The 21602-nt window shown below is 62.3% G+C and carries 17 protein-coding genes; 7 read left to right on the forward strand and 10 right to left on the reverse strand.

Annotated features, from left to right (window positions below):
- Positions 1–30: 30 nt before the first annotated feature.
- From MUN81_RS03860 to MUN81_RS03870, 3 genes are all read right to left on the reverse strand, one after another.
- Entirely contained in the window at positions 31–1167 is a 1137-nt protein-coding gene (locus MUN81_RS03860; RefSeq protein WP_245115233.1) for a DUF4249 domain-containing protein, read from the reverse strand.
- 8 nt (positions 1168–1175) lie between these two features.
- Positions 1176–3932: a TonB-dependent receptor gene (locus MUN81_RS03865; RefSeq protein WP_245115235.1), complete on the reverse strand. Its 2757-nt coding sequence runs from the start codon at positions 3930–3932 to the stop codon at positions 1176–1178.
- An 88-nt stretch (positions 3933–4020) separates the two neighbouring features.
- On the reverse strand, positions 4021–4776 hold the full coding sequence (locus MUN81_RS03870) for a hypothetical protein (protein ID WP_245115237.1): 756 nt from the start codon (positions 4774–4776) through the stop codon (positions 4021–4023).
- A 157-nt stretch (positions 4777–4933) separates the two neighbouring features.
- Here MUN81_RS03870 and MUN81_RS03875 point away from each other — a divergent pair, with 157 nt between their 5' ends.
- Together MUN81_RS03875 and MUN81_RS03880 are read left to right on the forward strand one after the other, a co-directional pair.
- The gene (locus tag MUN81_RS03875) at positions 4934–5281 is read left to right on the forward strand and encodes a hypothetical protein (RefSeq protein ID WP_245115239.1); all 348 of its coding nucleotides are present in this window, start codon (positions 4934–4936) and stop codon (positions 5279–5281) included.
- 144 nt (positions 5282–5425) lie between these two features.
- Positions 5426–7987 (forward strand): FdhF/YdeP family oxidoreductase, encoded by a 2562-nt coding sequence (locus tag MUN81_RS03880; protein WP_245115241.1) that lies wholly within the window; start codon positions 5426–5428, stop codon positions 7985–7987.
- Between the two features lie 20 nt (positions 7988–8007).
- On the opposite strand, the gene hemA is transcribed toward MUN81_RS03880, so the two are convergent.
- Positions 8008–9282 carry a glutamyl-tRNA reductase gene (gene hemA, locus MUN81_RS03885; protein WP_245115243.1) on the reverse strand — a complete coding sequence of 425 codons (1275 nt, stop codon included), beginning with the start codon at positions 9280–9282 and terminating at the stop codon, positions 8008–8010.
- A 251-nt stretch (positions 9283–9533) separates the two neighbouring features.
- On the opposite strand from hemA, the gene MUN81_RS03890 reads away from it, so the two are divergent.
- Positions 9534–10586, forward strand: coding sequence for a DMT family transporter (locus tag MUN81_RS03890; RefSeq protein WP_245115245.1), 1053 nt, complete (start codon positions 9534–9536; stop codon positions 10584–10586).
- Between the two features lie 129 nt (positions 10587–10715).
- Here the strand turns inward: MUN81_RS03890 and MUN81_RS03895 are convergent, their stop codons facing one another.
- Positions 10716–11261 (reverse strand): hypothetical protein, encoded by a 546-nt coding sequence (locus tag MUN81_RS03895; RefSeq protein WP_245115247.1) that lies wholly within the window; start codon positions 11259–11261, stop codon positions 10716–10718.
- Between the two features lie 507 nt (positions 11262–11768).
- On the opposite strand from MUN81_RS03895, the gene MUN81_RS03900 reads away from it, so the two are divergent.
- Complete coding sequence (locus MUN81_RS03900; RefSeq protein ID WP_245115249.1) at positions 11769–12161, forward strand: response regulator; 393 nt, start codon at positions 11769–11771, stop codon at positions 12159–12161.
- Between the two features lie 20 nt (positions 12162–12181).
- Here the strand turns inward: MUN81_RS03900 and MUN81_RS03905 are convergent, their stop codons facing one another.
- Positions 12182–13285, reverse strand: coding sequence for an ATP-binding protein (locus tag MUN81_RS03905; RefSeq protein ID WP_245115251.1), 1104 nt, complete (start codon positions 13283–13285; stop codon positions 12182–12184).
- A gap of 503 nt (positions 13286–13788) precedes the next feature.
- Here MUN81_RS03905 and MUN81_RS03910 point away from each other — a divergent pair.
- A complete protein-coding gene (locus tag MUN81_RS03910) occupies positions 13789–14235 on the forward strand; it encodes a hypothetical protein (protein ID WP_245115253.1) in 447 nt (148 codons plus the stop codon).
- A gap of 152 nt (positions 14236–14387) precedes the next feature.
- On the opposite strand, the gene MUN81_RS03915 is transcribed toward MUN81_RS03910, so the two are convergent.
- Positions 14388–16172 carry an amino acid permease gene (locus MUN81_RS03915; protein ID WP_245115255.1) on the reverse strand — a complete coding sequence of 595 codons (1785 nt, stop codon included), beginning with the start codon at positions 16170–16172 and terminating at the stop codon, positions 14388–14390.
- Between the two features lie 117 nt (positions 16173–16289).
- On the opposite strand from MUN81_RS03915, the gene MUN81_RS03920 reads away from it, so the two are divergent.
- Complete coding sequence (locus tag MUN81_RS03920) at positions 16290–17195, forward strand: carboxypeptidase-like regulatory domain-containing protein (protein WP_245115257.1); 906 nt, start codon at positions 16290–16292, stop codon at positions 17193–17195.
- An 8-nt stretch (positions 17196–17203) separates the two neighbouring features.
- Here MUN81_RS03920 and MUN81_RS03925 read toward each other — a convergent pair whose 3' ends face one another.
- Complete coding sequence (locus MUN81_RS03925) at positions 17204–17842, reverse strand: hypothetical protein (protein ID WP_245115259.1); 639 nt, start codon at positions 17840–17842, stop codon at positions 17204–17206.
- Positions 17843–18022: 180 nt separating this feature from the next.
- Between MUN81_RS03925 and MUN81_RS03930 the strand changes: the two genes are divergently transcribed.
- Complete coding sequence (locus tag MUN81_RS03930) at positions 18023–19087, forward strand: lipocalin family protein (RefSeq protein ID WP_245115261.1); 1065 nt, start codon at positions 18023–18025, stop codon at positions 19085–19087.
- A gap of 100 nt (positions 19088–19187) precedes the next feature.
- Here MUN81_RS03930 and MUN81_RS03935 read toward each other — a convergent pair whose 3' ends face one another.
- Together MUN81_RS03935 and dusB are read right to left on the reverse strand one after the other, a co-directional pair.
- Positions 19188–20435, reverse strand: coding sequence for a HAMP domain-containing sensor histidine kinase (locus MUN81_RS03935; RefSeq protein WP_245115263.1), 1248 nt, complete (start codon positions 20433–20435; stop codon positions 19188–19190).
- Positions 20436–20528: 93 nt separating this feature from the next.
- On the reverse strand, positions 20529–21521 hold the full coding sequence (gene dusB / locus MUN81_RS03940; RefSeq protein WP_198976691.1) for a tRNA dihydrouridine synthase DusB: 993 nt from the start codon (positions 21519–21521) through the stop codon (positions 20529–20531).
- Between the last annotated feature and the right edge of the window lie 81 nt (positions 21522–21602).

Genomic DNA, 21602 nt, shown 5'->3' on the forward strand with positions numbered 1-21602 from the left:
GGGGCAGCGTGAGGCGGCTTGGGGCAGTGGCTAGGGCCAGAAGCTCGGCTTCACGTTGGTGCCGCGCCGGCGGCAATCCACGCAGTCGGGTGACGATGAAAGGTAGAAGACCGGGTTGAAGTTGCCATCAAGAAGGGCATAGGTCGGCACGTTGACCGGGTTGCGGAAAACGTCGTTTACCAGGCGCAACGGAATGGTGTCCTGGTAAATGCAGTCTTCGTATCCCGTGGCGTACTTCGTGCCCAAGGGCAGCTGAGACCGGTCGATGAACATGCGCTTTTGCGTGACGGACGTCGCGCCGACGTAGCCCAGCACGAGCTCACCGGCATCGTCCAGGCAGTGCACGTTGCCGGTGAGTTGCGTGGGCAGCGGGTCGAAGAGGGTGCCGAGGCTCTCGGTGTTCTTCTGCAGCATTTCCCAGTAAGCGTATTCTTCGGCCGTTTGGGCCAGCTGCTGCACCAGCAGGCTGTACTTCACGCGCAGCTTGTAGGAGTTTCGGGGCAGCAAGTGCAGCGGCGCGTTGGCCACCACGTCATCGCTCAGCTTCTGGGTGTTGCCCAGCATGATGGACGTGGAGTTGGCCGTGCTCCAGCACGTGAAAATGTTCTCGACGCGCGGCCGCATGGCCCCGTTGACGTACTCGTAGTCGGACCGGAAAGCCGAATTGTACTGCCAGGTTTCCTGCGCTTTCCAGCGGTAGTAGCGGGTGGCGTTGGCGGGGTCATGCGTGCTCACGTAGAGCTGCACCCCCTTGCTGTCCACGCTCCAGGTCACGCTGTCGATGGGCGGGGCCACCTTGGCCACCACCAGGTCGGAAGCATAGCGCCGGCCCGTCAGCGTGCTCACCTGCAACTGGTAGCGGCGGTTGGGGCTCAGGGCCAGGGGCTGCGACGAGTAGGTGCCCGGCAGTCGTTCGGCGAGGGGGTAGAGGGCACCGGCGTCGTCTTTGATGCTCACCATGGCCTTCGCCTCGAAGGGCGGCGCGGTGGTGAGGGCCAGGCTTTGGCTTCTCGACAAGCGGATAACCGTGACGCCGCTCAGGTTGATGAAGCCGTCGACCACCAAGTAGCGGGCGGGCGAGCTTATCACCGGCGGCGCGTAGGGCTCCACGCAGGCCGTCAGGCTCAGCAGCAGCCCCAGCACACAATATTTTAAGGCGCGCAACATCGAGCGGGTCAAAATTTGAAGTTGTAGGTGACGGTGGGAATGGGCTGTGCGAAAATGGACAGCTGGTAGCCCTTGATTTGCCCGCCCACCGATTTGAAATACACCGAATACGGGTTGCTGCGGCCGGTGAGGTTGTACACGGCCACCGTCCAGGAGCTGTGGGCCAGCTTCTTGATGCGGTGGTTGCCTTCGATGTTCATCGAAAAGTCCACGCGGTAGTAGTCGGGCACGCGGTAGGCGTTGCGGTCGGAGTAATACACGCGGCCCGTGCCGTCGATGTAGTACTTCGACAGCGGCAGCGTGATGGGCCGGCCCGTGCTGTAGTTGAAGTTCACCGATGTGCTGAAGCGCTTGCTGAAGCGGTAGTTGCCGGCCAGGTTCACCTCGTGGGGCTTGTCGTAGTTGCTGGGGTAGTAATTGCCGCCGTTGATGCGTTCGGCCGGGTTGTCGGGGTTTACCTGCGCCAGCGTGCGGGCGTAGGTGTAGTTCAGCCAGCCATTCACCTTGCCCGCGGTTTTGCGAACCGAAACTTCCACCCCGTAGGCTTTGCCCTTGGCGCTCACCACGTCGGTTTCGAGGTGGGGGTTGAGGAGCAGCTTGGCGCCCCCTTTATAGTCCAGGAAGTCCTGCATCACCTTGTAATAGGTTTCTACCGACGTTTCAATGGTGTTGGCTTTGAAATTCCGGTAATAGCCCACCGATACCTGGTCGCCCACCTGCGGGCGCACGTAAGCGTCGCTCAGCTTCCAGGTGTCCGTCGGCGACACCGAGGCCGTGTTGGTGAGTTGGTGAATGTACTGGCGCGTGCGGTTGTAGGCAGCCTTCACCGAGGAGTTGTCGTTGAGCGCGTACTTCAGCGAAGCCCGGTACTCGGGGCCGTGGTAGGTGGCCACGGTGCGGCCGCTGCCGTAGCGCATCGTATCGAGCACGGTGGTGGGGCTGCGCGGCCGGCCATCCTCGTAACGGTACACGTCGCGCGGGCCTAGCGCCTGGTAGTAGGAATAGCGTAGCCCCAGGTACACCGAAAAGCGCGCCGTCACGTCCCACCGGTCCGAGACATAGAGGGCGCTTTCCTGGGCCTGCTCGCGCGCCAGCGTTTGCGACACCACCAGCGACTTGTCGCCGCGGGGCTGCAGGCTGCCCGGCGACATGCCGTAGCGCAGGGTGCTGCCCCCAAAGTCGACGGTGTGCGCCGAGCTGTGGAAATAGCTAAAATCGGCCTGGCCGCCCAGCTGTTCGATGTCGAAGCGCAGCACCGAGGCGTTGACGGGGTTCCGTTCGCTTTCTATCTGGTAGTCGTAGCGGCTGTACGTGCCCGTGAGCACCCCGAATAGCTGGCTGCCGAAGGTGTGGCGCCACTTCACGCTCCCGTTCCGGTTCTGGTAGGCATACGTGGTGTCGGCGCCGAACTTAAACCGGTCGCGGCTGACATAGCCGTTGACCGAAAGGGCGTTGTTGGGGTCAAACGTGTGGTTGACCTGCGCGTTCACGTCGTAGAACGAGGCCGAGCTTTCGCGCAGGGTGCGGCTGGGCAGCTTGCCCAGCAGCCAGTCGGAATACGAAGTGCGCCCACTCACCAAGAACGAGGTTTTGTCCTTCACAATGGGGCCTTCCAGGGCCAGGTGGCTGGTGAGCAGGCCAATGCCGCCGGCCCCGGCAAATTTTTGCTTGTTGCCCTCGCGGGTGGTGATGTCGAGCACCGACGACAGGCGCCCGCCGTACTTGGCCGGAATACCGGTTTTGTACAGCTCCACTGACTTGAGAATGGCGGGGTTGAAGCCCGAAAAAAAACCGAACAGGTGCGAAGGGTTGTAAATGGTGGCGTCGTTGAACAGAATCAGGTTCTGGTCGGTGCCGCCGCCGCGCACGCTGATGCCGTTGCTGCCCTCGCCCACCGACTTCACGCCCGGCAGCATCAGCACCACCCGCATCACGTCGGTTTCGCCGAAAGCCGTGGGCACCTGCCGCATGGTCTTGATGTCGAGCTTCTCGACGCCGATTTGCATGCCGGTCACGTTCTTGGTTTTTTCGGCTTCCACCACCACTTCCTTCAGCACCACCACGTCTTCCTCCATCTGCACGTCGAGCTGGCCGTTGGCCAGCAGCAGCACGCGCCGCCGCGTGTTCTTAATGCCGATGCCCCGAATGTTGAGCACGTGCGGCCCCACGGGCAGCGTCAGGGCATAATACCCCTGCGCGTCGGTGGCCATGCCCCCGCCGGGGCCGTCCACATACACCGTGGCGCCGGCCACCGGGCCGCCGGTTTTGGCCGAGCGCACGTGCCCGGTCAGCGTGGCCCGGCCGCTGGCCGGCGCCGCGCTCAAGCGCCCAATTTCGTAGAGCTGCGACGGGCTGGCGGCCACCGGTACCGGCCGGTTCGCCACGGCCGCGCTGTCGGCCACCGGTGCCGCCGTCAGCGTTTCAAAAAAGCCAGCGGGCAGCACCAGGGGCAAGCCCCTGTCCTTGGTGATGAACACGTGGCGGTCGGCGTCCATCGAAAACCGCAGCGCGGTGGGCTGGAGCGCCTGCCGCAGCACCGAAGCCACCGTTTGCTCCCGGACTTCTGCCCGCACCGTCACGCCCCGCACCGCGGCCGAATCGAAATAAATGCGGTAGCCGCTGCGGGCTTCCAGCTGCCTGGCCAGCTCCTCCACGCTCAGGTCCTGGAAGCTCCCGCTGATGAGCGGCTCGGCCTGCTGAGCTAGGCCCAACCGGCTGCCCATGCAGCATATAAATAAAATAACAAGTCGGTAAAGGGTTTTCATGCAAGCGGGGCAGGTAGAAAAAGGGCCTGGTGAAGATGAGGCAGGCACCCGAGCGAAGAAACGGAATGGTGGAGGGGGCGTCGCCGCATCAGGGGAGGGGCGCCGGGGCGGCCGCGTAGCGCACCAGCTCCGTCAGGGCCCGCTCGCGCCCGTTTTCGCCAAAGTTTAGCTGCTGTGCTTTCAGGTACTTGCGCAGGGCGGCCTTTTGCTCCGGGAATATTCCCAGCACCGAATTTGCGCTACCGGCTTTGTAATAATGGCCGTCTTTGTGGATGAAATAGGTCACCTTTTCCTCCATTTCGCCTTGCAGACCGGTGTTTGTAGAGTGCTGTTGAATTGATTTGCGGCGCGCCGCCAGCAGGCGCGCCCGGCCGTCGACCAACACTTCGTAAAAACCAGTCTTAAGCGGGGCCTCTTCGCCGGCGGCCACCACCACCCGCACAAATGAATGCGTGTCGATGGTGAACCGGGCCAGGTTTTCGGATACCAGTTGCAGGTAATAGTCGTTGGACGGGGCTTTGATGACCACTTGGTCGCGCATCAAGTCGTAGCGCAGCTCCACCCCAGGATACAGCACGCCGCGGTAGTAGACCGAGCCCGTTTGCGAGTCGGCAGAGCCGAAGAACTGGTGCCCGCTGATGTTGCCGCTCACGTAGTGGGCGTATTCCGGGCCATTGTAGAGTCTGGTTTCAAACCCTACATCGGCCGCGTAATGTCGATAGAAAGCGACAGGTAGTGAGGCAGTTGCTTGGCCCGAATCTGGCAACGCAACGCTTTGGGCCTGGGCGTGGGCTTTGGGTAACAGCAGCAGCGTGAGCAGGCAGCAAAGAAGGGCGTTTTTCATTCGAAGCAAAAAGCCACCCGTGTCCCGACAGGGAAGGACGACTGCACAACAGGATATGGCCTACCAATGTACTAGACTTGTCGCAAATGGCCGGGCGCAACGGCCACCTTTGTCTTACGTTAAACAAAAGCATCACCCCTTTCACGGTTAGTTTGTCATGAAGCTCCGCATCGAAGACGACACCCTGCGCCTGCGCCTTTCCGACGGCGAAGTGCGCACTTTTGCCGAGCAAGGCCGCGTGGAAGGCGCCGTGCACTTCGGCCTGAGCCCCGAACAGCGCCTGACCTACGCCCTGGAGCGCGGTTCCGAACGCCCCCAGACCATGCCCAACGAAGAACCCGTGCAAATCCACTACGAGCCCGGCGCGCTCACCGTGCTGGTGCCCTTCGCGCTGGCCAAAGCCTGGGTTGAAACCGATCAGAACGGCTTTTCGCACAGCCTTTCGCTGGCTGAAAACCAGCACCTGCGCATTCTGGTTGAGAAAGACCTGGACTGCAAGCATTAGGGCAGATGACTAAGAACGTCATGCAGAGCGCAGCGAAGCATCTCGCTTGCTCAAACTGATTCAACTGACTGAATAGATTACTTGAGCAAGCGAGATGCTTCGCTGCGCTCTGCATGACATCTTCCTTTTAACGTCTATTCCGCTATGCCCGATACTCCGCACTCCCCGCAAAACGACCTGAGCCAGGCTGGCCGCACCCATGAGCAGGGCGCCCAGGCCAACGCTCCCAAAAGCGGCGAGCGGCCCGCCCAGGGCAGCGCCCCCGCGCCCAACCATTACCGCTCCGACCCCAACCGAACCAACGTGCACGCCCACATTCCGGCCCCCGACGTGGCCAACGCCAAGTACCTCCACCCCGTGCTGGCCCAGCCGCCCGAAGCCCTCACCGGCCTGCACCTGGAAGAGCGCCAGAAAATTGCGGCCGGCGTCACGGCCGTGCTCAAGTCCATGCAGTTCAGCTGGGGCGAGGCGGGCGTGACGCGCGGCACCCACGCGCTACTCAAAATGAACCAAAAGGACGGCTTCGACTGCTCCAGCTGCGCCTGGCCCGACCCCGACGAGCACCGCTCGGTGGCCGAGTTTTGTGAGAACGGCGCCAAAGCCAGCGCTTCCGATTCCGACCACCGCGCGGCCGGGCCGGAGTTCTTCAGCAAGCACAGCTTGGCCGAGCTTTCGCGCATGACCGACCGCGACCTCAACAACGCCGGCCGCCTCACGCACCCGCTGGTGAAGCGCCCCGGCGACAACCACTACTCGCGCATTGCCTGGCCAGATGCCTTCGACATCATTGCCCGGGAGCTGAACGCCATGGATTCGCCCGACGAGGCCATTTTCTACACCTCGGGCAAGGTGCCGAACGAGCCGGCGTTTCTGTTCCAGCTGTTTGCCCGCGAGTTTGGTACCAACAACCTGCCCGACTGCTCCAACATGTGCCACGAGAGCAGCGGCTCGGGCCTCACGCCCACCACGGGCCTGGGCAAGGGCTCGGTCACGCTCAACGACATCCACGAGGCCGAGGTGCTCATCATCATGGGCCAGAACCCGGGCACCAACCACCCGCGCATGCTCTCGGCCCTACAGATTGCGAAGAACAACGGCGCCAAAATCATCAGCGTGAACCCGTTGATTGAGGCCGGGCTCAACCATTTCCGCAACCCGCAGGAGTTCATGAACCCCCTGAAAGCCATGGGCGCGCTGCTGGGCGGCGGCACGCCCATTACCGACGTGTACCTGCAAGTGCGCATCGACGGCGACATGGCCCTGTTGCGCGGCATCATGAAGCACCTGTTCGAGGCCGAGGACCTGAACCCCGGCCAGGTGGTCGACCACGCCTTTGTGCAGGAATTCACGACTGGCTTCGAAGAGTTTAAGCAGAACATTCTGAACACCAGCTGGGAGGACATCGAAGAAATTAGTGGCATCAGCCGGGCACAGTTGCTGGAAGCTGCCAACATTATTGCCCGCAAGCAGAAAATCATCGTGTGCTGGGCCATGGGCATCACCCAGCAGCGCCAAGGCGTGGAGACGGTGAAGGAAATCGTGAACCTGCTGTTCATGAAAGGCGCCATCGGTAAGCCCGGCGCGGGCACCTGCCCGGTGCGCGGCCACTCCAACGTGCAGGGCGACCGCACCATGGGCATTTGGGAGCGCATGCCGAAGAAGTTTCTCGACGCGCTGGAAAAGGAGTTTGGCTTCACGCCGCCCACTAAAGATGGGTTCGACGTGGTCGAATCCATCAAAGCCATGCGCCTGGGGCACACCAAGGTGTACTTCAGCCTGGGCGGCAATCTGCTCTCGGCCGGCCCCGACACGGAGGTGATTGCCGAGGCCATGCGCAAGCAGAAGCTGACCGTGTACGTGGGCACCAAGCTCAACCGCGGCCACCTCGTGACCGGCGAAACCAGCCTGCTGCTGCCCACCTTCGCCCACGCCGACATCGACCTGCAGAAAGCTGGCCACCAAATGACCAGCTGCGAAAACTCCATGGGCGTGGTGAGCCAGAACAAGGGCGTGTTGGTGCCCGTGGAAGGCGACCAGCTCAGCGAAGTAGCCATCATCTGCGGTATGGCCATTGCCACCCTGGGCAGCAAAACCAGAACCGACTGGGTGGCCATGACGGAGAACTATGACGTCATTCGCGACCACATTGCGCGCGTCATTCCCGGCTTCGAAGACTACAACCACAAGCTGCGCAAGCCCGGCGGTTTCTACCTGCCTAACGGCCCCCGCGAACGGAAATTCACGACCGAAAACGGCAAGGCCAACTTCTCGAAAACCACTTTGGAGAAGTACTCCCTTGAGCCCGACCAGCTGGTGCTAATGACCGTACGCTCGCACGACCAGTTCAACACCACCATCTACGACTACAACGACCGGTACCGCGGCATCCACGGCGAGCGCCGCGTGCTGTTTATGAACCCGGCCGACATGGAAGCCCGCGGCATCAAGGCCAAAGACCTCATCGACATCACCAGCCATTACAAGGGCGAGCAGCGCCGCGTCGAGAAGTTCGTGGCCGTGCCCTACGACATTCCGAAAGGCAACGTCTCGGCTTATTTCCCCGAGGCCAACCCGCTGGTGCCCATCGGCTCGGTGGCCAAAGTGAGCAACACGCCCACCTCAAAATACGTGGTGGTGACGGTGGTGCCCACGGCCATCAACAACCCGCTGCGCGTGAAGGCTCGCGAGGAGATGATGGCGGAGTAAGCGCCTCGCAATGACAGCCGTTATACGGCAGGCGTCGGCTGCTTCTCCAAATCGAACAGCTCGCCCAGCAGCTCTACCAGCTGGCCGGCGTCGTCGCGCTTGCAGGCGGCTTTGAGTTGCAGCACATGCTGCTTCAGCACCTTTTGCATCAGCGAGCGGGTGGCTTCGTCGAGGAGCTTGCTTTCGGCGGGGGTGGCTTTCTTCTGGAAACGGTCCAGTTCTTCCTGGCGCAGCTGCTCCAAACTGGCTTTTACGCGCTGAATGATGGGCGACACCATCATTTCCTTGCTCCACTCACTCAGGCCGGCAATGCTTTCGGCGATGATGGCGCGCACCTGGGGCACGGCGGCCAGGCGCATTTCCAGCGCGGCCGAGGCCTTGCTCTGGATGGCGTCGATGTTGTAGACCAGCACGCCGGGTACCTGCTCCACGTCGGCGCCGATGCTGCGGGGCACGCTCAGGTCGATGAAGAACTTAAAGCTCAGCACGTCGAGGTGCTGCACCAGCTCTTTGGTGAAGAACGGCTCGGCGCGGTTGATGGAGGAAATGATGACGTCGGCCTCTTTCAGCGCGGGCACCAGATTCTCGAAATCCACTATGTTCATGCCGCATTCCTCGGCCAGTGCTTCGGCCTTGCTGCGGGTGCGGTTGCAGAGAGTAATGGTGCCAAAGGCCTTGCTGGCAGCCAGGTGGCGGCACACATCGGCGCCGATTTCGCCCAGGCCCACCACCAGCACGTTGGGGTTGGCCACGTCGGCGGTCAGCTCTTCCACCAGTTCCAAAGCGGCGTAGCTCACGGAGGCGGCGCCGTCGCGGAAGCTGGTTTCGGTTTGCACGCGCTTATTGGTAAAAAACACCGTGTGCAGCAGGCGGTGCAGGAAGGGGCCGGCGGCGTCGGCATCGGCGGCCCACTGGTAAGCCGTTTTCACCTGGTTGCTGATTTGCAGGTCGCCCACCACTTGCGCGTCGAGGCCCATGGCTACTTCGAAAAGGTGCTGCACGGCCGCGTCGGCGTCGGTCAGCAGGTCGAAGTAGGGGAGGAACTGGCCGATGTCGGCGCGGTCCTTGAGGTGGCCCAGGGCGAGGATGATGTCGCGGCTGCGGTCGTCCTCGGCGGTGTAGTATACCTCGGTGCGGTTGCAGGTGCTCAGCACGAGCAGGTCGCTTAGGCCCAGCTCATTGTGCAGCGTGTGTAGAAAGCGGCGACAAGCGGCCTCGTCTAAAGAAAGCAGCTCGCGGATGGCCAGCGGCGCTTTCTTGAAGGATAGGCTAACGGCCTTGAACGGATGGGACATAGAGTAAATCGACACGAAATCGGACTACAAAATTACGGCAGGATTTCGGTTCCGAATACTAACAGCCAGTGCCCGCGCGGGGTTCGTGTACTAACCTGACGAATATCAGCCGCCAGACCCGCCTCAGGCGCCGGGAAAGCACCTGGCCGCCGGCTGGCTGACAAAAATCAGTTGCCCCGCGCCGGTCAATAAGCTTCAAAACCGCAACATTCTGGAAAAACCGCCGTGCGCAGGGCCCGTACCTTTGCCGCATGTTCCTGAAAACCCCCTCTGCTGCTGATTCTCCACTCGGGCCGCGCCCCGCCGGGGTTGCCTCTAGCGCAGGCCCCGCCGGCAGCGACCCCGGTGCCGTGGGCGCCGCCGACGAAACCGCCTCGCTGGAAGCGGCCGAAGCCATGGCCGTGCCCGCGCCAGCCGTCACCACGCCCGTGGCGTGGGTGCTGCTGCTGGTGCTGGCGTCCATCTGGGGCACGTCGTTTATCCTGATGAAGAAGGGGCTGGTGGTATTTTCGGCCATGGAGTTGGGCGCCACTCGTGTCACGGTAGCGGCCCTGTTGCTGCTGCCGTTTGCCCTGCGCCACGTGGGTCGCGTAGAGCGCAGTCGCTTCAAGTGGCTGGCCCTGAGTGGCATGGTGGGCACGTTTATTCCGGCTTTTCTTTTTGCTTATGCCGAAACCAAGCTGGCTTCGGGGCTGGCGGGCGTGCTCAATGCCCTCACGGTGGTGTTCACCCTGCTGGTGGGCGCCCTGTTGTTTGGGCAGCGGCTCACGGGCCTGCGGGTGCTGGGCATCACGCTGGGGCTGGTGGGCACGGTGGTGATGCTGCTGCTGGGCGGCAGCGGCGGCGCCGAAACCCCAACGGGCGAGGGCAATGCGTGGTACGGCATCTACATCCTCATTGCCACCATGGGCTATGGCTTGAGCGTCAACGTTATCAAGCACAAGCTGGGCGGCATGACGCCGGTGGCCGTCACCTCGGTGCTGCTGCTGCTCATTGGCGGGCCGGCCCTGGCGTACCTGCTGCTGGGCACTGGCTTTTTACACAAGTTATCTACCGTGCCGGGGGCCTGGGCTGCCTTTGGCTACATCGCGCTGCTGGCCACTATGAGCACAGCCGTGGCCATGGTGCTGTTCAACAAGCTCATTCAGCAGTCCACGGCGCTGTTTGCCTCGTCCAGCACCTACCTCATTCCCATCGTGGCCCTGGCCTGGGGCGCCCTCGACGGCGAGGCGTTCAACCTCTGGCACTTCGCCGGCATGGTGGTTATTCTGGCCGGCGTGCTCATTATCCACCGGGCCAACTAGATAGAATAAATACTTAGTACGTCATGCAGAGCGCAGCGAAGCATCTTTACCTTAATACTAAATCAGATTAGTTGTGCGGTAAAGATGCTTCGCTGCGCTCTGCATGACGTTCTTCTATTTTCCTGCCTTTCAGTCATTCACATACGGCCACTCCTGGAACCGCGCGGGCAGGCCGGCCTGCCGGGCGTTGCCGCGCACGTAGGCCAGCAGGCGGATGAGCTCGGCTTCGTCCTGCACCTCGTATTCGTGCCAGCCCACCTGCCAGAACTCGGCTTCGGGCGGGAGTTTGGGGCGCACCAGGCGGCGGCAGGCGGTGCCGGTGCGCAGGTGCAGCAGGTCGATGGCTTTGGCGAAGGAGAGCGGGCTGGTGGCGGGCAGGTGCAGCACAAGATGAGCGTGATTGGGCAAAATGGCGAAGCCGTGCACCACGAAGCCGGTTTCTTCCAGCATCAGGATTTCACCGGCCAGTACTTCGGCCATTTTCTCGTGGTCGAAGTAGCGCGGGCCGATGGGGGCGCGGTCAAGCACGGCGTCGAACCGGGCAAAGAACTGCTTTTGGGCCCGGCGGTGCTCGGTGCCGGCTTCGAGGGACCGGCGGTGTTCGGCCTTGAGCTCGCGGGCGGTGGCGGCCGGCACAGTGCCGTGCAGGCGCAGGGTGAGGAGGCTGGTGGGCATGGCGGCGCGCCGCGGCAGAAAGTTTTTGTGAAAGATTGGCCTCTTCGAGGGCGAGGACGACAGAGAATTAGCTGAAGCGGGAGAGGAAACGGTTTTCTGGCGCCCACGGCCTTACCCGCGGCGGGCGCGGGGCTGGCCCGTGGGCAGGACGAGGCCGGCGGGTTGGCGCGGGCGTTTGAAGCGGCCGCTGGTATGGGAGTTATTGCGGTTCTTAGGGCACCAAAAAGCTGGTTTGCCGTAATTCCGAAAGGCAGCTGCGCTGTTTGCGGCCACGAAGGCTTTCGGCTGAGGCATAAGGGTCAGTAAGTTATGTGAACGTTGCTCCGGCGGGAGAAGGCGCGTCGCGTTTTCGGCCGCGGTTCGCAAATAAAGCCGACCTGCTGCTTTCCACCGCGGCCCGGGCTGGCCTGGCCTGGCCTGGCCTGGCCTTGTGGTCACCGTTTTACGGCCTTGCCGCCAGCCCTACGTTCTGTCCTCTTCTTCCCGGAGACTAGCCCTCCTCGCTGCATGCACACCCTTCTCATCGACGACGACCCCATCGGCGTTTTTCTTACCGAGCGCCTGCTCCGACGCGAAGCCTTTTCCGAGGACATTGTCGTGCTGAGCACTGCCGGCGAGGCCCTGGCTTTTTTCCAGCAGGCTGCCCCCGACGAATTGCCCCGCGTAGTGTTCCTGGACCTGAACATGCCCGCGATGGACGGCTGGGAGCTGCTGACGGCGCTGCGGCCCCTGGCCGACCGCCTGCGCGGCCGCTGCCGCTTCTACATCCTCACGTCGTCGCTGGCCCAGGCCGATGCGGCCCGCGTGGACGAGTTTGAGCTGGTAGCCGGCCTGCTCCGCAAACCCATCGACGGCGAGCAGATTCGCTGGGTGCGCGCGCAGCTGGAGCAGCCCTCGTAGCCCTCGTAAGGACCGGGGGCTTACTCGGCGGCGCCGGGGGCGTTGGGCAGCTCGATGTAGAAGGTGGTGCCTTTGTGCTCCTGGCTGTCGAACCAGATGCGGCCGTTGTGCAGCTGCACTATCGTGTGGATGAGGTGCATGCCCAGGCCGGTGGTTTTTTCGCCGCGAAGGCCCGGCCGCCGGGCTTTGGTGAAACGGTCGAACAACACCGGGTGCAGCCGCTCGGGGATGCCGATGCCGTCGTCGGCCACCGAAATGAGGACGTGTTCGGCGCGCTGCTCCACCGACACGGCAATGCGTCCGCCCTCGCCCGTGAACTTGATGGCGTTGGACAGCAGGTTGTTGATGACCTGCAGGAACTTGTTGTGGTCGATTTCGACGTAAATCGACGGGCGCGAGGTTTCGAACGAAAACCACTTGGCCACCAGGTACTCGTTTTTCTGGTAGGTTTCCATCACCTGGCGCAGCTCGGCGGCCAGGTCCACGCGCGTGCGCTTCAGCTCCACGCTAGCCGAGCCCATGAACTCGCCATCCACGAAATCGCGGATGAGGTTCACGCTGTCGCGGCAGGTGTCCTGCATCACGCGTATCATGTTCTGCACCTGCGGGTCGTTTAGGGCCTGGGTTTTCTCTTCCAGAAAATCGGCCAGCTGGCGCAGCATGTTGAAGGGGCCGGCCAGGTCGTGCGACAGGATTTCGAGCGTCGTGTTTTTCTTGGCCATATACAGGTCCGCGTTGCGCAGGTATTCCTGCTCCACGGTCACGTCCTGCACCGAGCCCGTGAGCAGCTCCTGGCCGTCGGCGGCGGTGGCGCGGCGGGCCTGCACGGCCAGCCAGCGCAGGGGCCGGTCGGGCCCGGGCTGCAGGCGCAGCAGCAGGTCGTCGCGCAGCTCGCCCGAGGCCAGGTCGACGAAGCATTCGCGGGCATAGGCCTGGTCGTCGACGGGCAGCAGGCCCAGCAGGTGCGGCAGGTCAGCGTCTATGTTCTCGCGGCGCCGGTCCGGAAACAGCTGCTCGTAGGAAGGGCTCAGGTAAAGAATTTTGCCCGCGCTGATGCTGTAAATGAAAAAAGTTTGCCGGCTGCCTTCGAGCAAATGCTGAAACAAATCCGGGGGAGTAAGCATGGGAATGGGACAGAAAAGTCGCGGTGCGAAGGGCCCGGCCCCAACACCTAAAAGCCCGGGGTGGGGCGGCCAAGCCCGCAAGAAGGCCGAAATATACACCGTTTCACTCCGAGGCAGTCAACCCTGTTAGAAGCCGCCTGCATCGCAGTTACTCGGTGGGGCAAAGCCTGGTTTGGTCGGCGGTTGTTGACCCAGTGGCGGCTAAAATTATGAACGCACCGTGGGAAAACCGGCCGTGTCGCATTCGTCCAATACTATGTATTGCTTAATATATACTTTTGACTATGCTTTTTGCTGCTCCTTCCATCACGTCGAGGCCTTCGGACGATTGGCAAGGGAGAGGCAGGAAGTGACGCAGGTTGGTAGCGGCAGCAGGCTTATGAAGCGACAGCATACCCTCATTCTTTAGTTGACCTAGCAGCCAGATGCCCCGGGAGTTGTGGCCCAGGACGCGCTGCATCCCCGCTCTTTTCTCTCCTTTTTCTGTTTAAAAGTCCTGTACCATGAAAACTTCCTTGTTGCTCGTGGCCGCGCGTTTCGGCCGGCCGTTTGCCGCAGTCCTTCTCGGGGCTGCGCTTAGCCTTCTGGTTGCCAGCCCCAGCCAAGCCCAAACCTGCGACCAATGGGCCGGAGTTATCAAAATGACCGATTTGAGCTACCGGGTGTGGGCGTGCAACCCGGCTGCCAAACAGGGCTACATCCAAATGATGGACGACAAAGGCACTGTGTACTTCGAGCAGTACAGCAAGGCTACGAATTTTGGGCGCAAGCTCAATCTTTGCGAACTGCCCAATGGCAAGTACACCATTCTGGTTAAAATCGGGTACGACGAACACCGGTTCAACGTGAACATGCAAAGCTCCTCGCGCCAATGGGCCGACGTGGTGGAGGAAAGCAAGCCCAACCAACGCCTCGTCACCATGGAAACCGGCTCAATGCCGATAAAATAGCTGCTTCCCGTGTAGCGAGCCCTGCGTATGCCACAACTAGCCGGCTCGTTTCGTGGCAGCGTGGCCTGTAATTCTACACAAACGAGGGCCTTGGCGAACACTCGCCAGGGCCCTCGTTTGTGTGCGCGGCCGGTGCCGGCAGGTTGCAGGAGCTACGCCAGCGCGGGCGGGGCCGCGGGCTGCCCCAGCTTGGAATTTTTGTAGCCGTAGGTGAAGTACACGGCCAGCCCAATCAGCAGCCACACAAAGAAGAGCGTCCAGTTGCTGATGCCGAGCTCCGTCATCAGGTACAGGTTGATGAGCAGGCCCAGCGTGGGCAGCAGCGACAGCTTTTTGCGGAAGGAGAGCACGCTCAGGGCCAGGCAGAACAGGAAGAACACCAGCGTGGGAATCTGGTGGGCAAAGCCGCCCGTCACCTTGCCGCTCACGGCGTCGCGCTGCAGCCAGCCGTGCTGGCCGCTGGCGTCGAGCCAGAACTCGTGGTTGCTGGCGGCGTTGTAGCGGATGACCAAGAAGGCGCCCACGGCCAGAATGAGCGGCACCAGCCACTGCCCGTTGATGTAGGGCACCTTGAATCGGGCCTCGGAACGGCCGTAGGGGTCGATGATGAGGATGCCGCCGCACACCAGCGCAAACGCGAACAGCGTGCCGATGCTGGTAAGGTCGACCACCAGGTCCATATTCAGAATAAGCGCCGGCACGGCCACGAAAAAGCCCGTGACGATGGTGGCAAACGAGGGCGTGTGAAACTTCGGGTGAATCTTGGAAAATACCTGCGGCAGCAGCCCGTCGCGGCTCATCGTGAGCCAGATGCGCGGCTGCCCCAGCTGAAACACGAGCAGTACCGAGGCCATGGCAAACACGGCGCTCACCGCCACCAAGCCCGAGAGGCGCGACAAGCCCACCTTGGCAAACACAAACGATAGCGGGTCGCCCACGCCCAGCTCTTTGTAGGATACCATGCCCGTGAGCACCAGCGTGATAACCACGTACAGCACCGTGCAAATGATGAGGGCGTACATCATGGCCTTGGGCAGGTCGCGCTGCGGGTTTTTGCATTCCTCGGCTGTGGTGGAGATGGCGTCGAAGCCGATGTAGGCGAAAAACACCGCCGATACGCCCTTGAGCACGCCGCCCACGCCGTTGGGGGCGAAGGGCGTCCAGTTGGCGGGCTGCACGTAGAACGCGCCCACCGCAATGACAATGAACACCACAATGAGCTTGAGCAGCACCAGCAGGTTCGACGCGTTTTTGCTTTCCTTGATGCCCACGTACACCAGCGCCGTGATGAGCACCGTGATGACGAAGGCCGGCAAATCGACCACCAGGTGGAAGCCGTTGAACAGCTCCGGCGCCTGCGTCCAAGCCTTGTAGCCGTCCATTTGGGCGGGCGTGGCTTCGGCCAAGGGCCGGCCGGCCTGCATGATGCTCATCACGGCCTCGTAGCCGGCGTGCCCGGTTTGGGTGCCCATGGTGAGCCACAGCGGCAGGTGAATGCCAATGCCATCGAGCAGCCCAGTGAAGTAGTCGGACCAGGAAATGGCCACCACGATGTTGCCCACCGCATATTCCATGATGAGCGCCCACCCGATAATCCAGGCCGCCAGCTCGCCAAACGAGGCGTAGGCGTAGGTGTAGGCCGAGCCGCTAACCGGAATGGTGGCCGCAAACTGCGCGTAGCACAGCGCCGAAAACGCGCAGGCCACGGCCGTGAACACAAACAGCAGCGACACGGCCGGGCCACCGTCGAGGCTGGCCTTGCCAATGGTGCTGAAAATGCCGGCCCCAATGATGGCCGCAATGCCCAGCGCCGTGAGGTCGCGCACGGTGAGGTGGCGGGCCAGGCCGCCGGCGGAAGGCCCTTCGTGGTCGGCGGGTGGGTTTTGGAGGATGGCCGCAATGGTCTTGCGGCGGAAAAGAGACTTGTCGGAGCTCATGAAAGGTGGGAGGAGCGGGTTTGAAGGGCAAAAGATAAAGCATAATGGCGGGGGCGTGTGCAATCGGGGCCGCGCGGGCATCAATCGGGCAAGCTCTTTCGCCTTCTTCCTCAGCCCATGCGCCCCACCGTTTCCCTCACCGTTCCGCAGCCCTGCCACGAAAGCTGGGACGCCATGACTCCCGCCGCCCAGGGCCGCCACTGTGCCGCCTGCCAGAAAACCGTGGTCGACTTCACCCTGAAAACCGATGCCGAGATACTGGCCTATCTGGCCACGGCCGCGGGCGGCCCCACCTGCGGGCGCTTCGCGGCGGGGCAGCTGAAGCGGCCGTTGCAGCGCGCCGTTCCGGCTGCCCCAATGGCTCGGTGGCGGGCCTGGCTGGCGGCGGCCGTGGCCGTGTGGGGCGTGCGCGAAGCGGTGGGCACGAGTGCGCAGGCACAGACGCCGCAGGAATGGCGGGCCCGCTACTGGGGCGGCCCGGTGCCCGCTGCGCCGATGCAGAAGCCTCGCAAGACACCAGCGGCCGAAGCAAAAACCGCAGGCGCGCAGCCCATCAGCCACGCGGCAAGTCAGGAAGCCACCACCGGGGCACCGATGCTAATGTCGTCCTTCCCGGACCAGCTGCCGCCGCAGCCCCTCGCGTCGCTCGTGCTGCGGGGTTTGGTGACTGATTCTATCAGTGGCGAGCCTATTCCCGGCGTGACGGTACTGATTAATGGTACCACCGTGGGTACCAGCACCGACAAGGACGGCTTATACAGCCTAGCTGTGCCGACGGAGCTGGCCAGCAAAAAGGGACTGGAAGTGAAAGTTGCCTCCGTTGGGTTTGTCTCGCAGTTTCGGACAGTAGCAACTCAATCCGGCATGCCCATGAACTTCCGACTGCAAGCCGACATGAAGACTCTGGGCGAGGTGGTAATAGCGGGTGGCTTCATGGTTTCCGCCATGCCGCCCGCGCCCTGGCACCCGCGGGCGCTGTGGGGCTGGGGCAAGTATTGGGTCATGCGGCCGTTTCGGCGGTAGGTGAAGCGTTAAAATTGGTAGTCTAACGTGAGCAGGCCGTGAACCATCGAACCCGGGCTGAAACCCATATACCAACCAAAATCCGGGCCCAGAAAAGCAGATTCCTGCCTGTAAACACTGGTGTCATAATCGGGTTGCGGACGTGGATTGCCCCGAAATCCCAACAGTGCATTGCCGAGCAGTCGCCCATTGGTGGCTCGGCGCAATACGGTGCGCCGATACCCGAGCCCAATGCCGCCACCAAAACTTGTGGTGCGGTAATGATAGGCCACGTACTGCTTGGTTTTAATGTTTACCACGTTTGCCGTCTGCTGGAAATCGAGGATGCTGAGCTGGAATTGGAAGTACAACCCACCCGGAAATTGCTGGGTCAGGAAGCGGCGATAGTAAACTGAGGCTTGCTCTCCCCGGTATTCGCTCAGCGCACCGTAGTGGTAGCTGGCGTGCACGCCCACCGAGCTGCTTTGGCCCGTGCGGTGCTCGTAGCCCAGCTGTGTTTTGTATAAAAGCTCAACGGGCGAAATTGAAACGATGTTGGCCCGGGGCGCCGGTGGCTCAGCGGGAGTTTGCGCTTGCACGGCTCCGCGGCCCAATAGCAGCAAGGCCAGTCCACGCTGGAGGCATAAAAGGCGTTGGCATGCTTGCATGGCTTGAATTACAAGATGAATGCATTGGGTAATCAAATAAAAAATTGGCAAATAAGGACTTTTGCCAGCTGGGGTGCGCTGACACCAATGGTTCTACAGCGCCCGGCAGGGCCATTTGCAGCGCGGTAAAAAGGACTTTACACCCAAACCTTTCGGCCCCAAAAAGCCTTAAAGCAGGGTATGAGATTCCTGCGTTTTACCCTGCTGCTGCTGGCCACGGCGTGCGCCGCCCCGCGCCCCACCACCCGCTTCAACCCCACCGCTACCCGTGCCGAACTGCCCCGCGAAGAAGCTGTGCACCCCAAAAACTCGCTGGAGTGGTGGTACCTCACCGGCCACCTCACCGACCAGGCCACCGGCCACCAATACGGCGTGGAGTACGTTTTCTTCCACTTCAACCTGAAGGACGGCAAGCAGGACTGGCAGATGGTGAACATGGCCCTCACCGACCCACAAAACCAAAAGTTCAACTACGACTACAAGCTGGGCCGGCTGCCGCGCCTGCTCACCGACTCGCTGCCGCTGCGCCTGCGCGAGCAGCAGCGCGGCCAGGTCTGGAAGCTCGACGGGCAGGAGGGGGCCTACCACCTGCAAGCCGCCTTCACCGGCAAGCAGAACGCCGGCTACGCCCTCGACCTCACCACCCGGCCCACCCGGCCCGTGGTGCTGCACAGCGGCACCGGCTACGAAAACTACGGCAACGGCATCACGGCCGGCTACTATTCCTACCCCCGCCTGGCCACCACCGGCACCCTCACGGTGGGCGGCCAAACCCACACCGTGACCGGCGAGCTGTGGTACGACCGCCAGTGGAACTGCACCAGCATCGTGGACAAGAACGTGGGCTGGGATTGGCTCAGCATTCAGCTCGACGAGCCGCGCGAGGAGTTCATGCTCAACACCCTGCGCAACTCCGCCACCGGCCTCTCCCTCAACAATGGCACCTTCAGCCGCGCCACTGGCGGCGCCGACCTGCACCTCTCAGGCACCGATTTCGTGCTCACGCCCCTCACGTACTGGACCAGCCCGAAATCCAAAAAGAAGTACCCCGCCACCTGGCGCGTGCAGGTGCCCGGCCAGGGCTACGACCTCACCGTGGAGCCGCTGGTGCCCCAGCAGGAGCTGGCCCTGCGCTTTTTCCACGCCTTCACTATGTACTACTGGGAGGGCATGTGCCGCGTGACCGGCACCCACAACGGCCAGCCCGTGACGGGCAAGGCGTATGTAGAGATTACGAATCGGTAGAGAAGCGAGACAATGAGACATGAGACACGCGACCCATGGAGAACGTCTTGCCAACCATAAGTTTCACTTTCTCACGTCTCGCTGTCTCAGGTCTCATGTTTTACTGATTTAGCACCACCCGGAACGTGGTGCCGCGGCCCTGCTCGCTCCATTTCACGAAGAGGCGGCCTTCGTGGTAGTTCTCGATGATGCGCTTGGCCAGGGCCAGGCCCAGGCCCCAGCCCCGCTTTTTGGTGGTGTAGCCGGGCAGGAACACGCTTTCCATCTTGTTTTTGGGAATGCCCTTGCCCGTGTCGGTGATGTCGACGGCCACCTGCCGGGCGGGGGTGCCGCGGCGGTACCATGTGCGGCGCGTGCGCACCCGCCGCAGGTGCAGCGTGATGGAGCCGCGGCCATCCATGGCGTCCACGGCATTTTTGCAGATGTTTTCGATGACCCAGTCGAACAGCGGCACGTTGATGCGGGCGGGCGTGTCCGTCGGCAGGTCGGTTTCGATTTTGAAGATGACCTTCTTCGACACCCGACTTTGCAGGTACTCGATGGCATTGCGGGTGGTCTGGAGGAGGTTTTCATCCTTGAGCACCGGCACCGAGCCAATGTTGGAAAACCGCTCCGTGATGATTTCGAGGCGTCGAATGTCCTTGCCCAACTCCTCCACAATGGGCTCGTCCTTGAACCGGTCGGAGTCGCGCAGGTAGTTTTGCCAGCCCACCAGGCTGCTGAGCGGCGTGCCCAGCTGGTGGGCCGTTTCCTTGGCCAGGCCCACCCACACGCGGTTTTGCTCGGCCCGGCGCGAGGCGCTGAACGCGAAGTAGGCAATGACGGCCAGGCAGCCAATCACCACCAGCTGCACCAGCGGGTAGGTGCGCAGCTGCCGCAGCAGCTGCGAGTCGCGGTAAAAAATGTAATTCACCTGCCCGCCGCCGAACTTTACCACAATGGGCGGGTGCTTGGTTTTCATCAGCGCCAGCTCGGTTTCGAGGTACGCCACCGAATCGGCCAGGGGCAGGTGGCGGGCCATGTCGATGTTTTTGGCCGCGATGATGTCCTTACCGTCGCTGCTGAGAATGACCGGAATGGTCGTGTTGCCGTTGATAATCTGGTCGAAAACGAAGGGGTTGGTTTCCGATTCCGAATTGACGATGAATTCCTGCGCCTTGGCGTAAAGCTGAATCTGTTGCTGTTCCCGCTCCGACACGCGCTGCACCAGCAGGTTGGTATACACCACCGTGGCCGCCCCGATGAGCAGGGCCAGTACGGCAATCAGGATTTTGATGCGGGTTTTCTTTTCGTAAATCGGAATCATGTAGTCGTTAGAAAGAACGTCATGCAGAGCGCAGCGAAGCATCTTGCTCGCAATAGCTAACTCTTCCGACTGAATTACTTACTGCGGGCAAGATGCTTCGCTGCGCTCTGCATGACGGGCAGCGAGGACATTCTATTACCCCACCAGCACGGCGTCGCTGCTGGCAATCTCGGCCAGGATTTCCAGCACGGCGGCGGGCGTTTCTGCATCTACCAGGCGGGTGCGCCAGGCTTTGGCGCCCTCCAGGCCGCGGAAGTACTGGGCGTAGTGGCGGCGCATCTCAAACACGCCCACTTTCGGGCCCTTCCACTCCACGCTGCGGTCGAAGTGCATCTGGCACATGGCCACCCGCTCTTCCAGGGTGGGCGGGGCCAGCAGCTCGCCGGTGGCCACGTAGTGCTTCACCTCCCGGAAAATCCAGGGGTAGCCAATGCTGGCCCGGCCTATCATCACGCCGTCCACGCCGTAGCGGTTTTTGTATTCGAGGGCTTTTTCGGGCGAGGTAATGTCGCCGTTACCAAAAATCGGAATCTTGATGCGCGGGTTGTTTTTAATGCTGGCAATGAGGCGCCAGTCGGCCTCGCCCTTGTAGAGCTGGGCGCGGGTGCGGCCGTGTACCGTGAGGGCCTGAATGCCCACGTCCTGCAGGCGCTCGGCCACTTCTTCCACGTTTTTGGTGCCCTCGTCCCAGCCCAGGCGGGTTTTCACGGTCACGGGCAGGTGGGTGTGCTTCACCACGGCGGCCGTCATGGCCACCATTTTGGGGATGTCCTGGAGCAAGGCCGCGCCGGCGCCGCGGCAGGCCACCTGCTTCACCGGGCAGCCGTAGTTGATGTCGATGAGGTCGGGCCCGGCTTCGGTGCTGATGGCCGCGCACTCGCCCATGGTTTCCACATCAGACCCAAAGAGCTGGATGCCGATGGGCCGCTCGTAGTCGAACACGTCGAGCTTCTTGCGGCTCTTGGCGGCCGCCCGGATGAGGCCTTCCGAGGAAATGAACTCGGTGTACATCAGGTCGGCCCCGTTGGCCTTGCACACGGCGCGGAAGGGCGGGTCGCTCACGTCCTCCATGGGGGCGAGCAGGAGCGGGAAGTCGGGGAGGGAGATATTGGGACCGATGTTGACCACGGGGATAATTTAAGTAGGGCGTTGTGTGATGTTCTGGCGGGGCGCCTCGCCCCCTGACCCCCTCTCCAGAGGGAGAGAGGG

Origin of the sequence: Hymenobacter sp. 5317J-9, assembly GCF_022921075.1 — a bacterium.
Classification (GTDB): Bacteria; Bacteroidota; Bacteroidia; order Cytophagales; family Hymenobacteraceae; genus Hymenobacter.

Bases quoted from the DNA above. Each gene is read 5' to 3' on its own strand.
- MUN81_RS03860 (WP_245115233.1), bottom strand. From the start codon at position 1,167: ATGTTGCGCGCCTTAAAATATTGTGTGCTGGGGCTGCTGCTGAGCCTG.
- MUN81_RS03925 (WP_245115259.1), bottom strand. From the start codon at position 17,842: ATGCAAGCATGCCAACGCCTTTTATGCCTCCAGCGTGGACTGGCCTTG.
- MUN81_RS03890 (WP_245115245.1), top strand. From the start codon at position 9,534: ATGTTCCTGAAAACCCCCTCTGCTGCTGATTCTCCACTCGGGCCGCGC.
- MUN81_RS03875 (WP_245115239.1), top strand. From the start codon at position 4,934: ATGAAGCTCCGCATCGAAGACGACACCCTGCGCCTGCGCCTTTCCGAC.
- MUN81_RS03905 (WP_245115251.1), bottom strand. From the start codon at position 13,285: ATGCTTACTCCCCCGGATTTGTTTCAGCATTTGCTCGAAGGCAGCCGG.
- MUN81_RS03920 (WP_245115257.1), top strand. From the start codon at position 16,290: ATGCGCCCCACCGTTTCCCTCACCGTTCCGCAGCCCTGCCACGAAAGC.
- hemA (WP_245115243.1), bottom strand. From the start codon at position 9,282: ATGTCCCATCCGTTCAAGGCCGTTAGCCTATCCTTCAAGAAAGCGCCG.
- MUN81_RS03935 (WP_245115263.1), bottom strand. From the start codon at position 20,435: ATGCTTCGCTGCGCTCTGCATGACGTTCTTTCTAACGACTACATGATT.
- MUN81_RS03880 (WP_245115241.1), top strand. From the start codon at position 5,426: ATGCCCGATACTCCGCACTCCCCGCAAAACGACCTGAGCCAGGCTGGC.
- MUN81_RS03865 (WP_245115235.1), bottom strand. From the start codon at position 3,932: ATGAAAACCCTTTACCGACTTGTTATTTTATTTATATGCTGCATGGGC.
- MUN81_RS03895 (WP_245115247.1), bottom strand. From the start codon at position 11,261: ATGCCCACCAGCCTCCTCACCCTGCGCCTGCACGGCACTGTGCCGGCC.
- MUN81_RS03930 (WP_245115261.1), top strand. From the start codon at position 18,023: ATGAGATTCCTGCGTTTTACCCTGCTGCTGCTGGCCACGGCGTGCGCC.
- MUN81_RS03900 (WP_245115249.1), top strand. From the start codon at position 11,769: ATGCACACCCTTCTCATCGACGACGACCCCATCGGCGTTTTTCTTACC.
- MUN81_RS03915 (WP_245115255.1), bottom strand. From the start codon at position 16,172: ATGAGCTCCGACAAGTCTCTTTTCCGCCGCAAGACCATTGCGGCCATC.
- MUN81_RS03870 (WP_245115237.1), bottom strand. From the start codon at position 4,776: ATGAAAAACGCCCTTCTTTGCTGCCTGCTCACGCTGCTGCTGTTACCC.
- MUN81_RS03910 (WP_245115253.1), top strand. From the start codon at position 13,789: ATGAAAACTTCCTTGTTGCTCGTGGCCGCGCGTTTCGGCCGGCCGTTT.